Raw genomic sequence first — 12,443 nt, 5'->3', positions numbered from 1 at the left:
ATGACCGTTTCATGATGTTTCGCAGACGGTTCCGCGACAGTGTCGACATCATACCGGCGGCGTAACCATTCTGCGCGGGGGCGCCGGCGGGGCCGATGTGATACGCCCATAGGCTGTGCACGGAGCATGAAAAAGATTATATTTGATACCGACGGAAGTCGTATGGGTCTTCCGTTTCGGTAGAAAATAATGAATAACACCCGTGTGGCAGCGTGGGCCGAAGGAGGGCAACCAGCCATGAAGAACCTGCTTCTCACGGCAGCGGACATCGAGCGGCTGGCAACCAAAGTCAGCAGCGAAGTGATGCGGTACGAGCCGCGCAACATGACCGAGGCTCGGGCCGGCGCCGGTGCCTTCGCCGGCGAGTTCCTGCCGGAACTGGACGAGGTGACGCGCAGCCGCGTCATCGCCCGCGCCGTCGGCGCCATGCGGCCGCTGATCGAGCTGCACCCCGTCTGACGGCTCCCGCCAGCCTGCCGGCCTCGCCGCCTTTGCCGCCGCCGCAAACGGCAAGGAGCCGCACCCGGTTGGGGCGCGGCTCCGTCTGCTGCGGCGACGTCACGGAGGGGAGGGGCTCAGTGCGCGGCGGCGGTGTCGCGGGTTTCGTGGGCGTGGAAGATGTCCGGCCGCTCCGGCCCCTCCACCTGCAGGATGCCCTTGAGGCCGCGCTCAGCCCGGCTGAGGGCGTGGTCCACCAGCACGTAGGGGCCCGGAACCTCCACCGCGAACTCCACCACCGCAGCCCCGCCCGGCGGCACCAGGATGGTCTGCACGTCGGTCAGCGGCTGGTCGTTCAGGGCGGCCAGGTTGTAGACCTTGTCGAAGATCTCGCCGATGACGTGGAAGGACGAGGTCTTGTTGGGGCCGCCGACGCCGAAGAAGATGCGGATGGTCTCGCCGGTCTTCGCGGTCAGCGCGTTGTCGCCGGTCAGGGCCGAGGCGGCGCCGTTGAAGACGTAGTATTCCGGCAGTTCATCCATCAGCTTCTGCCAGCTTTCGGTCAGCTCGCCCTTGGTGCCGTGGGCTTCTTCCGTGTAGATCTCGCCCTGCATGACGTAGAACTCGCGGTCCACCGGCGTCAGGCCGGCTTCCGGCTCCACCAGGATCATGCCGTACATGCCGTTGGCGATGTGCTGCGACACCATCGGCGTGGCGCAGTGGTAGACGTAAAGGCCCGGCTTCAGCGCCTTGAAGGTGAAGGACTTGTGCTCGCCGGGCAGGGCCATGGTGGCGCTGCCGCCGCCGTGCGGGCCGGTGACGGAGTGCAGGTCGATGTTGTGGGCCATGGCGCTGTCGTCATGGTTGGTGAGGGCGATTTCCACCGTGTCGCCTTCCCGCACCCGGATGAAGGGGCCGGGCACCTTGTCGTTGAAGGTCCAGTAGCGGTAGGTGGTGCCGTCGTCGAGGGTGCCGGTGACCTCGGTGGTGGTGAGGTCGACCTTCACATGCTCCGGCGCGCGGCGGGCCAGCGGCCCCGGCAGGTCGGTGGCGCTGCGGATGATGTCCACCACCGGCGCGGCGGCGGGCGGCGTGGCGGCGGTGTCGGTGCCCGCCAGGGCGGCGCCGGCGAAGGCGAGCAGGGCGGCGGTGGCAGTGGCGGCGGCGAAGCTGAGCGTTTTCATGATCCGGTGTCCCGTCATCAGGGCCTTCATGGCCGATGACGGGACAGTACCAGCGGCCCGATACCAAAGCCTTTACTTTGGTCAAGGTCATTGCGCGGCCCGGCCGAAAGTATCGAAGTCTCACCGCCCCGCCGGCTCCGGCACCTGGCAGCCGGTGACGCAGCACCGCCCCGGCTGGCTGGAGACGCGGCCGGCGCCCTCGGCCAGGACGCCGCGATCAAGCAGGCGCTCCACCACCTCGGTGCGGTCGGCCAGCGGGTAATTGCGCCAGATCTCCCGCTTCATGGCCTCGGGCGAGCCGCCGCCGTGCAGGGAGATGAGCGAATACCAGCCGCCCTGGCCGGAGGCGGTGAGATCCTCCATCAGCCGCGCCACCTCCAGCCGCCGCTCCGCCGGGATGTCGGGGCGGCCGGCCAGCACGGCGGAGAGGGAGGCGCGGGTTTCCGGGTTGTGGTCCTCCTCCGGCCCCGGCAGGGCGACGATGAGGCCGCCGGAGACGTAATGGGCGAGGCGGTGCATGTCGTAGATCTGCGTCGCCAGCAGCAGCTTGCCGACGTTGGCGAACACCGTGTCGGGCATGATGGAGCCGGCGGGGTCCTTCATGCCGTAGACCGAGGCGGCGACGCCGCAGGCGAAGAAGCCCTCGACGATCTTGATCAGGTCCACCATGGCATCGCGGATGTGGCCGTGGCGGTCGGGGTCGAGCCCGTTTGCCTCGATCATCATCAGGCCGGCGCCGATCAGCAGGTCGCCGAAGCCGGCGCGGGCGCCGATGCAGGAATGGCGGTGGTGGGTGGCGTAGGAGGTGGTGAGGAAGCCCGCCTCCGCGTGCTCGCCGGCCAGGAACACCCGGTCCCACGGCACGAACACGTCGTCGAACAGCACCACGCCGGTGGACTGGCCGTAGGTGGCGGAAAACTTGGCCGCCGCCTCGCCGGGGCGGCCGGCCGGGCGGGCGACGATGGTCACTCCCTCGGCATCCACCGGCACGGCGCAGCAGACGGCGAAGGCGGCGTCCTCGGCCGTCATGGTGCGGCAGGGCATGACGAGGAACTCGTGCATGTAGGGGGCGCCGGTGACGATGGCCTTGGTGCCGCGGATGACGATGCCGTCCGGCCGCCGCTCCGTGATGTGGACATAGACGTCGGGATTGGCCTGGGCGCCGGGGCGCAGGGCGCGGTCGCCCTTGGCATCGGTCATGGCGACGCCGAGCGTCAGGTCGCGGTCCTGCACGTCGTGCAGATAGGCGAGGAAGCGCTGGTGGCGGTCGCCGCCGTCGGCATCGTCGGCGCGCCTGGTCGCCTGGAAGATGGCGTTCAGCGCATCGTGGGTGAGGTAGCGCTGGGCGCAGCCCGACTCGCGGCACAGCAGCCGCACCGCCTCCAGCTTGTAGAGCAGGTCGGTAGAGGTTTCGTTGATGTGCAGCATGCGGTTGACCGTCTTGCCCGACGTGCCCTGGCGGGCGGTCATCAGCACCGCGTGTTCCGGCCGCAGGGCGAAGTCATAGGTCACCCCGACGGCATTGATGCCCGGCGCCAGCGCCGGCTCGTCCGCCACGCTGTCGATGCGGCGGCCGTCGACGAAGACGCGCGGGCGGTACTGGCGCAGGGACTCGCGGTAGTCGGCGGCGGACATCAGCATGGCAGGAGCCTCCCGGACGGTGATATTGTTTTTGAACGGTGTTCAATTCCTCGGCCGACGCTATCATCCGCCGCCGCCGGGCGTCAACGCGATGCCCGCACCGGCCCGCCCCGACCTGTCCCGCCCCGCCCGTCGCCGTTCCGGCCGTCAGGAGAGCCGCATGACCGATCCCGCCGCCCGCAGCCAGCGCCAGCAGGCCGTCGCCGACCACAAGCGCGGCCTGATCCTGGATGCCGCCCGCCGGGTGTTCGAGCGCGACGGCCTGGACGGCGCCAGCATGCGCGCCATCGCCCGCGAGGCCGGGTATGCCGCCGGGGCGCTCTACTTCCACTTCGACAGCAAGGAAGCGGTGTACGGGGCGCTGCTGCAGGACTCGCTCGACCGTCTGGCGTCGGCTGTCGACTCGGCGGTGCGGCAGGCGGCGGCGGAGGATCCGGCGGCGCGGCTGCGGGCGGCGGCGCTGGGGTTCTTCGACTTCTACGCCGCCCATCCGCGCGATCTGGACCTCGGCTTCTACCTGTTCCGCGGCGGCATGCGGCCGCGGGGCCTGTCGCCGGACCTGAACCGCGATCTCAACCGCAGGCTGGAGTCGACGCTGGCCCCCATCGGCGCCGCCGCGCGCGCCCTGGGGGCGGGGGACGAGGCGGCGCGGGCCGCCACCGCCGACCTGTTCGGCCATGCCGTCGGGCTGCTTCTGCTGCAGCACACCCGCCGCATCCGCCTGTTCGGCTGCGACGCGCGGGCGCTGATGGCGGCCCATGCCGATGCGGTGGCGGACCGCCTTCGCACCTGCGGCATATGACCCCCGATCGAAGCGCGTAGACCGCCCCTCGACCACGGAAATAGATCACTACCCCGCCGGTCAGCGGCCAAGGGCTCTACGACCGCTCCGTCGAAAGGCGGGGGCGGCGATTTCCCGTGTATTTTCAGCGATCTACGAATCGGTTGCTATGCTCTTAAGAGGTAGAAGAAGACCTTTTGCGGTACCCAAACCGCCGGTTGATCGACCATGCTTCAGGATAGCCGCATATTTGTTGTGGGCTCACCGCCGACGGTCTACCGTTGGAGGTGAGGAAAAGCGGTGCCGTCTCCTGGAAAAAGTAAACAAACGACCTGGAGGACAAGCATGCTCGACAATCTGCGCATATCCGCCAAAATTTGGGGAATAGTCGCTATCCTGATGCTTGGGATAGTCGGCTCGACATCTGCCCTTCTTGTATGGGCCAGGGAGGATGCGTTCGCCTATAACCGGGAAACCGTCACTTTCCTTGTGGAGTCGGCGACGGCCATTGCCCAGGATTTCCACGATCGCGCCGCCCGCGGCGACATGCCCGCCGAGGCCGCCCGTGCCTCCGCCCTCGCCGCGATCCGGGCCATCGACTACAACGACAACGGCTATGTCTTCGTGTTCGACCGCGCCGGCACGGCGCTCGCCCAGCGCGGCGCGGCGGAACTGGAAGGCCAGGCCCTGCTGGACATGCGCAGCGCCGACGGCCGCTATTTCATCCGCGACCTGCTGGCGGCGGCCGACCGCGGCGGCGATTTCGTCGCCTATGACTGGAAGCGCCCCGACTCCGGCGCGGTGGAACCCAAGATCAGCTACGCCGCCCGCTTCACGCCGTGGGACTGGACCATCGGCACCGGCGTCTACGTCGGCCATGTGAACGAGGCCTTCCTGGCCAAGGCCATGACCATCGGTGGCCTGCTGGCCGTGCTCATCGCCGCCATCGGCGCCGGGGTGTTCGTGGTGGTGCGCGGCATCATCCGGCCGCTGACCGCCATGACCGGCGTCATGTCCGCCCTGGCCGACGGCAACGACGACGTGGCGGTGCCGCGCCTGGAACGCCGCGACGAGATCGGCGACATGGCCCGCGCCCTGCTGGTGTTCCAGCACAACGCCCACGAACGCCGCCGCCTGGAGGCGGAGGAAGAACGCCGCGTCCACGAGGAGGCCGCCCGCCGCAAGGCCGAGATGCTGGCCCTGGCCGACCGCTTCGAGAAGGCCATCGGCGAGATCGTGCGCGCCGTCTCCAGCGCCGCCACGGAAATGGAAGCCACCGCCTCGGCCATGACCGCCACGGCGGAGGAAACCAAGCGCCAGGCCGACACCGTTGCCGCCGCCGCCAACGAAACGGCAGCCAGCGTCGATGGCGTCGCCGCCGCCGCGGAGCAGATGACCGGCGCCGTCAACGAGATCGCCCAGCAGATCGACATCACCAGTTCCGTCGCCGACAAGGCCTGCGCCGAGGCGGAACGCGCCGACGCCCTGGTCAACGACCTGTCGGCGGCGGCGGAGAAGATCGGCGAGGTGGTGACGCTCATTTCCGACATCGCCGCCCAGACCAACCTGCTCGCGCTGAACGCCACCATCGAGGCGGCGCGGGCCGGGGAGGCCGGCAAGGGCTTCGCCGTCGTCGCCAGCGAGGTCAAGACCCTCGCCACCCAGACGGCGCGGGCGACCGAGGAAATCAGCCAGCAGATCGCCGCCGTGCAGGAAGAGACGCGCAATTCCGTGCAGGCCATCAAGGTCATCTCGGAACTCAACCACCGCATGAGCGAGGCCGCCCAGACCATCGCCGCCGCCATGGAGGAACAGACGTCCATGATCCGCGAGGTGTCGGGCAACATCCGCAATGCCTCCGCCGGCACCGGCGAGGTCAGCCGCAACATCGTCGCCGTCGACGAGGCGGCGGCCAGCACCGGCGCCGCCGCCACCCAGGTGCTCAGCGCCGCCCACGGCGTGGCCGAGCAGCTGGAGACCCTGCGCCTGCAGGTGTCGACGGTGCTGTCGGAGATCCGCGCCGCCTGACCGGCACCCGGCCTTGGGGAGAGGGGGCCACCGTGTTGTGTTCTGGGGGAACCATGATGTCGCACCGAACCACCTTTGACGGCGAGCCGCTGCTGCATGACCTGCTCGCCGACCCGGCCCTGGCGCTGCTGCTGCAGGCCGACCGGCTGACCTGCCACGACCTGCACCGGACCTGCGAGGACACCCGCAACCGGCTGCACCAGCGCCGCCAGCATGACGACGGGAGGAGGGGATGATGCTTCTGCCCGGTCATCCCCACCTGCTGGAGGTGGCGAACTCCCTGCTCGACGCGGCGCGCTGGCTGGAAGCCAGCCGCACGGCGGCGGAAATGGACTGCGCCATGGCCATCAACCGGGCCGTCTGGCTGTCGCTGGCCGCCCTGACTGGCCACGACCTCGGCCTGCCGCGCGATCTGCATGCGCGGGTCCAGGCCAACAGCGCCTATGTGCAGGAGGTGCTGACCCGTCACCACGGGGCGGCGCCCGACGACCCGGTGCTGTCGCGGGTGGCGCAGATGAACCTGCACCTCGCCACCACCCTGGCCCGGCTGGCGCTGCCCCCCGCCGCCGGGGTGCGGCAGCCGCCCGAGGCGGTGGCGCACGGCTGACCGAAGGCGCCCCTGTCGCCGCCGGTGGCGGGGCAGGGGCGGGGCAGGGGCGGCCGGACGGTCCGACGCCGTGCCGCCGCCCCGTCAGGCGGCGCGGCTCGGCTGGTCGCAGACCACCCGGTTGCGGCCCAGGGTCTTGGCCTGGTAGAGGGCGGCGTCGGCGCGGGCGAGCAGGGCGTCGATGCCTTCGCCGGGGGCCCTCTGCGCCACGCCGATGCTGATGGTGCAGCGGATGCGGCGGCCGTCCCCGACCTCCACCTCCAGGGCGGCGATGGCGCAGCGGATACGCTCGGCCACCACCAGCGCCGCCTGCTCGGCGGTGTGCGGCAGGACGGCGGAGAATTCCTCGCCGCCCAGCCGGCCGCTGATGTCCACCTCGCGTAGCATGCCGTGCCACAGGTGGGCCACCCGTCGCAGCACCAGGTCGCCGACGCCGTGGCCGTGGGTGTCGTTGATGCGCTTGAAGTGGTCGATGTCCCCCGCCAGCACCGTCAGCACGGTGTCGTAGCGGTCCGCCAGGATGACCGCCGCTGCCGCCCGTTCCTGGAAGCCGCGCCGGTTGTACAGGCTGGTGAGCGGGTCGGTGATGGCCTGGGTGATCAGTTCGTCGGTGCGGCGGTCCACCGTCTCCACCAGTTCCGACAGCGCCCCGGCCAGGGCCGCCAGTTCGTCCGCCGGGCCGTTGGCGAGGATGCGCGGCTGCCCGCCGGCCTTCCAGTCCTCCAGGGCGTCGGTCAGCACCTGCAGGCGGTCCAGCAGCCGGCGGCGCAGGCCGTGATAGAGGCCGATCAGCAGCACCGCCGAGGCCACCGTCACCACCACCAGCATGGCCACCATGCCGCGCGCCCGTTCCGCCGCCCGCTCGCGCGAGGCCTCCACCAGCCGCTCCGCCTCGTGGGTGAGGCCGGACAGCAGCGTCGCCAGCTCCGAGGCCACCACGTCCTGCCGCTGCAGCAACAGCGCCCGCCGCTGCAGCAGCGTCGTCAGCTCCGCCGTCGCGCCGCCCTGCTGCCGGCCGAGCGTCAGGGTCTGCCGCAGCAGGGCGTCGAGCTGGCGGGCGTTGTCCACCAGCGCCGCGTGGCCCGCCCGCAGCCGCTCCAGCCGGCCGTCGGCAAGGCCGAGGTCGCGCATGCGGTCAAGGTCGGCGCTCATCATGCGGGAGCGGTCTTCGATGCGGTCGGCCAGCGTCGCCAGTTCCGACTGGGTGCCGGCGGCAAGCTGGCGGCTGGACAGGCTGCTGAGGGTGGCGGCGTTGCGCGACAGCCGCGCCGCCGCGTTCAGGATCGGCAGCTGGCTGGTGGAAAACTCCTGCTCGTCCCGCATCTGGCTGTAGAAGGCGAGGACGGAGACGCCGCCCAGCAGCACCACCAGAAGGAAAATGACAGTCGCCCGCAGCACCACGTAGCGGAATACGCTGCGCCGCCCCCGACCGCCCGCCTGACCACCCGCGCCCATTGCGTCGTAAACCGCCCCACCCTTAGACTGGGCCATGATCCATGGGATCGGGGGGCAGCGCAAACATGTTCTCAACCTTCAAACATCCGGCGGTTGCCGCGGCCTTCGGTCTCGGGCTTGCGGCGGCGGCGATGGCGGCGGCTCCGGCTCCGGCGGCGGCGTCCTCGGTGCTCGACCGGGTGCGGGCGGCGGGGGAGGTGGTGTGCGGCATCGACCAGACCCCCGGCTTCAGCCGCATCGACGAGACCGGCCGGCCGGCCGGGTTCGACGTCGACATGTGCCGCGCCGTCGCGGCGGCGGTGCTGGGCGACCCCGAGGCCATTCGCACCCTGCGCGTCAACACCCGCCACAAGTTCGAGGCGGTGACGGCCGGCGAGATCGACATCGCCTTCGGCATGACCACCTGGACCTTCTCGCGCGATACCGACCTCGGCGTCGTCTTCCCGGTGGTGACGTACTACGACGGCCAGGGCTTCATGGCGTGGGGGGATGCCGGTGTGGCGACGCTCACCGACCTCGCGCGGGTGCCCATCTGCGTCCAGACCGGCACCACCTCGGAAGCCAACCTGCGGGATTTCCTGTCGCCGTTCCCGGATGCCCTGGTGGTGCCGGTGTCATCCAGCGAGGAGAAGTTCACCTCCTTCGCCGAGCGCCGCTGCCTTGCCGTCACCGGCGACCGCAGCGAACTGGCCGCCCAGCGCAGCCGGCGGGCGCTGGATGAAGGGCAATGGCTGCTGCTGCCCGGCGCCATCTCGCGCGAGCCGCTGGGGGCGGTGATCGTCGCCGGCGATCCGCAGTGGTTTTCGGTGGTGCGGTGGGCCCTGCTGGTGCCGATGATCGCCGAGGCCCGCGGTCTGCACAGCGCCCGCCTGCCGCCGGCACCGGCGGAAGGGGCGGCGGCGGCGGACCTGGAGATGTCGCGCCTGGTGGGCGGTGACCCGGCCTTCGGGGCTTCCCTCGGCCTCGACCGAGCCTGGGCGCGGCGGGTGGTGGCGACGGTCGGCTCCTACGCCGAGATCTTCGAGCGCAACCTGGCGCCGCTGGGCATCGACCGCGGCGAGAACACCCTGTGGCGCGACGGCGGCCTGCTCTACGCCCCGCCGCTGCGGTAGGGGCGGGGCGGGTGGTGCCGGCAGCAGGGTTCGAACCCGCGACCCCCTGATTACAAATCAGGTGCTCTACCAGCTGAGCTATACCGGCGTGCCGTCTATATACGCGGCGGCGGGGGCAATCCGCAACCGCTTAGCCGCAGGCACCGACTCGGGCGCCGGGCGGGGGGCCGGCGGGTGGCGCGGCAGTGGCTCGGCGCTGCAGCTTATCAGCGCGTAGAAGCGGCAGCGAATATCGCAGGATGTTGCCAGCGGCGTCGGATTCCGCGGATGCCGCTGCGAGAGTGGATCATTCATTGCAGCCTTGGCGCGCGTCGGGTACCGCTGGGGGACGGGCCGGCGGGTGGAGCAGGCGGGGATGCGGGGTGGATGGCGCAACGGGGGGCGGGCGGCGGCCATGGCGGTGGCGCTGCTGCTGGCGACGGGCGGCCCGGTACGGGCGGCGGCGGCGCCGGATGCCCTGTTCGCGGCCGATCTGCTGCCCGAAACGGTGATGGATCAGGTGGTGACGGCGGTGGCGCTGGAGCCCGACCCGGCCCTGGCGGTGCTGCTGCTGGGCGCGGCGGCGCGGGCGCTGCCGGACCAGCCGCACCAGCTGGCGGAACTGCTGGGCGCCGTCTTGCTGGTGCTTCCCGAGGATGCGGCCGCGCGGCTAGCGGCCGTGCTGGTGGCGCAACTGGGCGGCGAGGACGACGAGCTGCGCCTGCTGCTGGCCGGGGCGGCGGCGGCGGTACTGGGGCGGGAGACGGGCGACGTGCTGGCGGCGGCCGGGCGGCTGTCGGCGTCCGTGATCGCCGGTGCGGCCGGAGGGGGCGGATCGCGGCCGGGGGCGGTGGAGGTGGAGGCGCTGCCGTGGCCCATGATCGACCGCTGGCTCAGCGACCCGGCGCGGGCCGACCTGTGGCTGGTGGCCCTGCGCGACCTGCTGCCGTTCCTGTCCGCCGATGATGTGACGGCGCTGGCCGATGCCTTCGGCCTGACGGCGGAACAGCTGGTGACGCTGCTGGTCGGGGTGCCGCCAGAGGTGGTGCTGGAGCCGGTGCCCGTCGACATCTACATCCCCATCCCCATGCCGCCCGACCCCGACGAGACCGCCAGCCCATGGTGACGGCGGTCGTCCTTCTGGTTCTGGCGCTGGTGACGGTCGCCCTGCCGGCGGCTCCGGCGGCGGCGCAGCAGTCGCCGCCGCTGCCGGCCCCGACCGAACCGCTGGAGCCGCGGCAGGCGGCCCGCAGCGGCTACGCGCCGCAGGGCATCCGCCTCGGCCTCGTGCATCTCTACCCCGATGCCGGCGTCGGCCGCAGCTTCCGCGACGAGACCTTCGCCCATATCGCCGGCGCCAATGCCCACGGCTGGATCACCAGCGCCGAGGCCGACCTGCGGGCCGAGGTGCGGGCCGGACCGTGGGCGGCGGTGGTGCGCGGCGACGTGGCGGAGCGGCAGGGGCCGGCCGCCTTCGTCGGCGACGGCTGGCAGGCGGGCACGCGGGCGGACGTCACCCTCGGCATCGGCCGCCGGGCGGTGGCGGCGGCGGGCGCCGGCTGGCAGCGGCGGCAGGAGGCGCGCACGGCGCCGCTGGCTCCCGGCCAGGGGGCGGAGCCGACGCCGGTCGGCACCACCGACGCCCGGCTGGCGCTGCGCAGCCGCCACGGCACCGTCAGCGCCGCCGTCACCGCCGACGTCCGCCACCTGACCTTCTCCGACGTGCCGCGCCTGGGGATTGCTTGGCTGCCCATGCTGGCCGCCATCGACAACAGCGACCGCGACCGCACCGCCGCCACCCTGGGGGCGGAACTGGCGTGGCAGCCGGGGGAGCTGTCGTCGCTCTACCTCCGCGGCAGCGTCGGGCGCATCGACTATGCCCGTGCCGAGGACGACTTCCTCTACCGCCGCGACGGCGACACGGCGCAGCTGGTGGCCGGCATCGCCCTCGGCCGGCCGGAGCGCTGGCGGCTGTTCGTCGAGGCTGGACCCCTGCGCCGCAGCAGCAGCGACCCGCGCCTGCCGCCGGTGTCCACCCTGGCGGTCAACGGCGGCCTGACGCTGGCGGTGACGCCGCTGGTGACCTCGCAACTGGTGGTCGGGACCGCAATCGCCGAGACCACCCGCCCCGGCGTCACCGCCGTCATCGCCCGCCGCGTCGCCCTGGAGGTGGAGCACGAGGCCCTGCGCAGCCTGGTGCTGCTGTCGACGGCGGAGGCCACCTGGAACCACTACATCGGGCCGGACCGCCACGACGCCTCGCTCGCCTTCGGCAGCGGCGTGCGCTGGCGGCTCGGGCCGGTGCTGCGGCTGGAGATGATGGTGCGGCAGGAACAGTACGAGTCCGATTTCGCCGCCGACAGCTACACCGCCACCGAAGGCACCCTGCGGCTGGCGGCGCGGTTCTGATGCGGCGGTCGCTTCTTGCCCTGCTGGCGCTGTGCCTCGTCGCTCTCGCCCTGCCGGCGCGGGCCGATCCGGCCGCTTACCGCCTGGGGCCGGGGGATGCCCTGCGGGTGACGGTGTTCGGCGAGGACGACCTGTCGGGCGGCTTCACCGTCGACGGCAGCGGCCGGGTGGCCCTGCCGCTGGTGGGCGAGGTGCGGCTGGGCGGCCTCACCCTGCCGGAGGCGGAGGTGGCGGTGACCGGCCTGCTGGCCGACGGCTACCTGCGCTCGCCACGGGTGAGCATCGAAGTCACCAACTTCCGCCCCTTCTACATTCTGGGCGAGGTGCGGACGCCCGGCTCCTACCCCTATGCCGCCGGCATGACGGTGATGACGGCGGTGGCGCTGGCCGGCGGCTTCACCTACCGCGCCGACGAGGACGACGTGGAGATCACCGCCGCCGCCCGTCCCGGCGAGCCCGCTCCGCCGCCGCGGCGGGTGGGCAAGGACGACGTGGTGTTGCCGGGCGACGTGGTGCGCATCGGCGAACGGTTCTTCTGATGGAAGGCTGGCTGCTCCGCCTCGGCCTTGCGGCGGTGGTGCTGGCGCCGCTGCCGCTCGGCAGCTATCGGCCGTGGGCGTGGCAGGGGCTGGCGGCGGCCTTCGCCCTGCTGGCGGCCGCGCAGGCGATGCTGACGGCGGTGGGGCGGGAACGCACGGCGGCGGCGCTGCCGCCGGTCGCCGTCGGGCTGTGGGCTGTCGCCCTGGCGTGGGCGGCGGTGCAGGCGGTCTCCCCCTGGCCGGCGGTGCGGCCGGAGCTGTGGGCGGAGG

The 12,443-nt window shown here is 71.9% G+C and carries 12 protein-coding genes, 1 tRNA gene and 1 pseudogene; 10 read left to right on the top strand and 4 right to left on the bottom strand.

Annotation, left to right across the window (positions count from 1 at the left end):
- Positions 1–237: 237 nt before the first annotated feature.
- Complete coding sequence (locus tag ABD056_RS15445) at positions 238–459, top strand: hypothetical protein (RefSeq protein ID WP_343868036.1); 222 nt, start codon at positions 238–240, stop codon at positions 457–459.
- Positions 460–575: 116 nt separating this feature from the next.
- Here ABD056_RS15445 and nirK read toward each other — a convergent pair whose 3' ends face one another.
- Together nirK and ABD056_RS15435 are read right to left on the bottom strand one after the other, a co-directional pair.
- A complete protein-coding gene (gene nirK, locus ABD056_RS15440) occupies positions 576–1,622 on the bottom strand; it encodes a copper-containing nitrite reductase (RefSeq protein ID WP_343868035.1) in 1,047 nt (348 codons plus the stop codon).
- A 120-nt stretch (positions 1,623–1,742) separates the two neighbouring features.
- Positions 1,743–3,263 (bottom strand): 4-hydroxyphenylacetate 3-hydroxylase family protein, encoded by a 1,521-nt coding sequence (locus ABD056_RS15435; protein WP_343868033.1) that lies wholly within the window; start codon positions 3,261–3,263, stop codon positions 1,743–1,745.
- A gap of 160 nt (positions 3,264–3,423) precedes the next feature.
- Between ABD056_RS15435 and ABD056_RS15430 the strand changes: the two genes are divergently transcribed.
- The 4 genes from ABD056_RS15430 to ABD056_RS15415 all read left to right on the top strand — a co-directional run bounded on the left by ABD056_RS15430 (position 3,424) and on the right by ABD056_RS15415 (position 6,679).
- Entirely contained in the window at positions 3,424–4,065 is a 642-nt protein-coding gene (locus tag ABD056_RS15430) for a TetR/AcrR family transcriptional regulator (RefSeq protein ID WP_343868031.1), read from the top strand.
- A gap of 324 nt (positions 4,066–4,389) precedes the next feature.
- Positions 4,390–6,072 (top strand): methyl-accepting chemotaxis protein, encoded by a 1,683-nt coding sequence (locus ABD056_RS15425; protein WP_343868029.1) that lies wholly within the window; start codon positions 4,390–4,392, stop codon positions 6,070–6,072.
- Between the two features lie 53 nt (positions 6,073–6,125).
- Entirely contained in the window at positions 6,126–6,308 is a 183-nt protein-coding gene (locus tag ABD056_RS15420; protein ID WP_343868027.1) for a hypothetical protein, read from the top strand.
- Positions 6,305–6,679, top strand: a complete 375-nt coding sequence (locus ABD056_RS15415; protein ID WP_343868025.1) for a hypothetical protein — start codon at positions 6,305–6,307, stop codon at positions 6,677–6,679. Before ABD056_RS15420 ends, ABD056_RS15415 begins: the two co-directional genes overlap by 4 nt.
- Positions 6,680–6,763: 84 nt before the next feature.
- Here the strand turns inward: ABD056_RS15415 and ABD056_RS15410 are convergent, their stop codons facing one another.
- Positions 6,764–8,170, bottom strand: a complete 1,407-nt coding sequence (locus ABD056_RS15410; protein WP_343868023.1) for a GGDEF domain-containing protein — start codon at positions 8,168–8,170, stop codon at positions 6,764–6,766.
- A gap of 29 nt (positions 8,171–8,199) precedes the next feature.
- Here ABD056_RS15410 and ABD056_RS15405 point away from each other — a divergent pair, with 29 nt between their 5' ends.
- Positions 8,200–9,246: an amino acid ABC transporter substrate-binding protein gene (locus ABD056_RS15405; RefSeq protein ID WP_343868021.1), complete on the top strand. Its 1,047-nt coding sequence runs from the start codon at positions 8,200–8,202 to the stop codon at positions 9,244–9,246.
- A 12-nt stretch (positions 9,247–9,258) separates the two neighbouring features.
- Here ABD056_RS15405 and ABD056_RS15400 read toward each other — a convergent pair.
- Positions 9,259–9,334, bottom strand: a tRNA-Thr gene (locus ABD056_RS15400).
- Positions 9,335–9,601: 267 nt separating this feature from the next.
- Here ABD056_RS15400 and ABD056_RS15395 point away from each other — a divergent pair.
- The 4 genes and pseudogenes from ABD056_RS15395 to ABD056_RS15380 form a co-directional block, all read left to right on the top strand.
- Positions 9,602–10,351, top strand: coding sequence for a hypothetical protein (locus ABD056_RS15395; RefSeq protein ID WP_343868019.1), 750 nt, complete (start codon positions 9,602–9,604; stop codon positions 10,349–10,351).
- Positions 10,345–11,634: an outer membrane beta-barrel protein gene (locus ABD056_RS15390; protein ID WP_343868017.1), complete on the top strand. Its 1,290-nt coding sequence runs from the start codon at positions 10,345–10,347 to the stop codon at positions 11,632–11,634. The genes ABD056_RS15395 and ABD056_RS15390 overlap by 7 nt, the downstream gene beginning before the upstream one ends.
- A complete protein-coding gene (locus ABD056_RS15385) occupies positions 11,634–12,173 on the top strand; it encodes a polysaccharide biosynthesis/export family protein (RefSeq protein WP_343868015.1) in 540 nt (179 codons plus the stop codon). The genes ABD056_RS15390 and ABD056_RS15385 overlap by 1 nt, the downstream gene beginning before the upstream one ends.
- A pseudogene (locus tag ABD056_RS15380) lies at positions 12,173–12,443 on the top strand (O-antigen ligase family protein); the annotation flags it as partial. The gene ABD056_RS15385 and the pseudogene ABD056_RS15380, both read left to right, overlap by 1 nt.

Source organism: Caenispirillum bisanense, from assembly GCF_039523075.1.
Taxonomy (GTDB): domain Bacteria; phylum Pseudomonadota; class Alphaproteobacteria; order Rhodospirillales; family Rhodospirillaceae; genus Caenispirillum; species Caenispirillum bisanense.
This window is presented reverse-complemented; position numbering and strand designations above follow the sequence as displayed.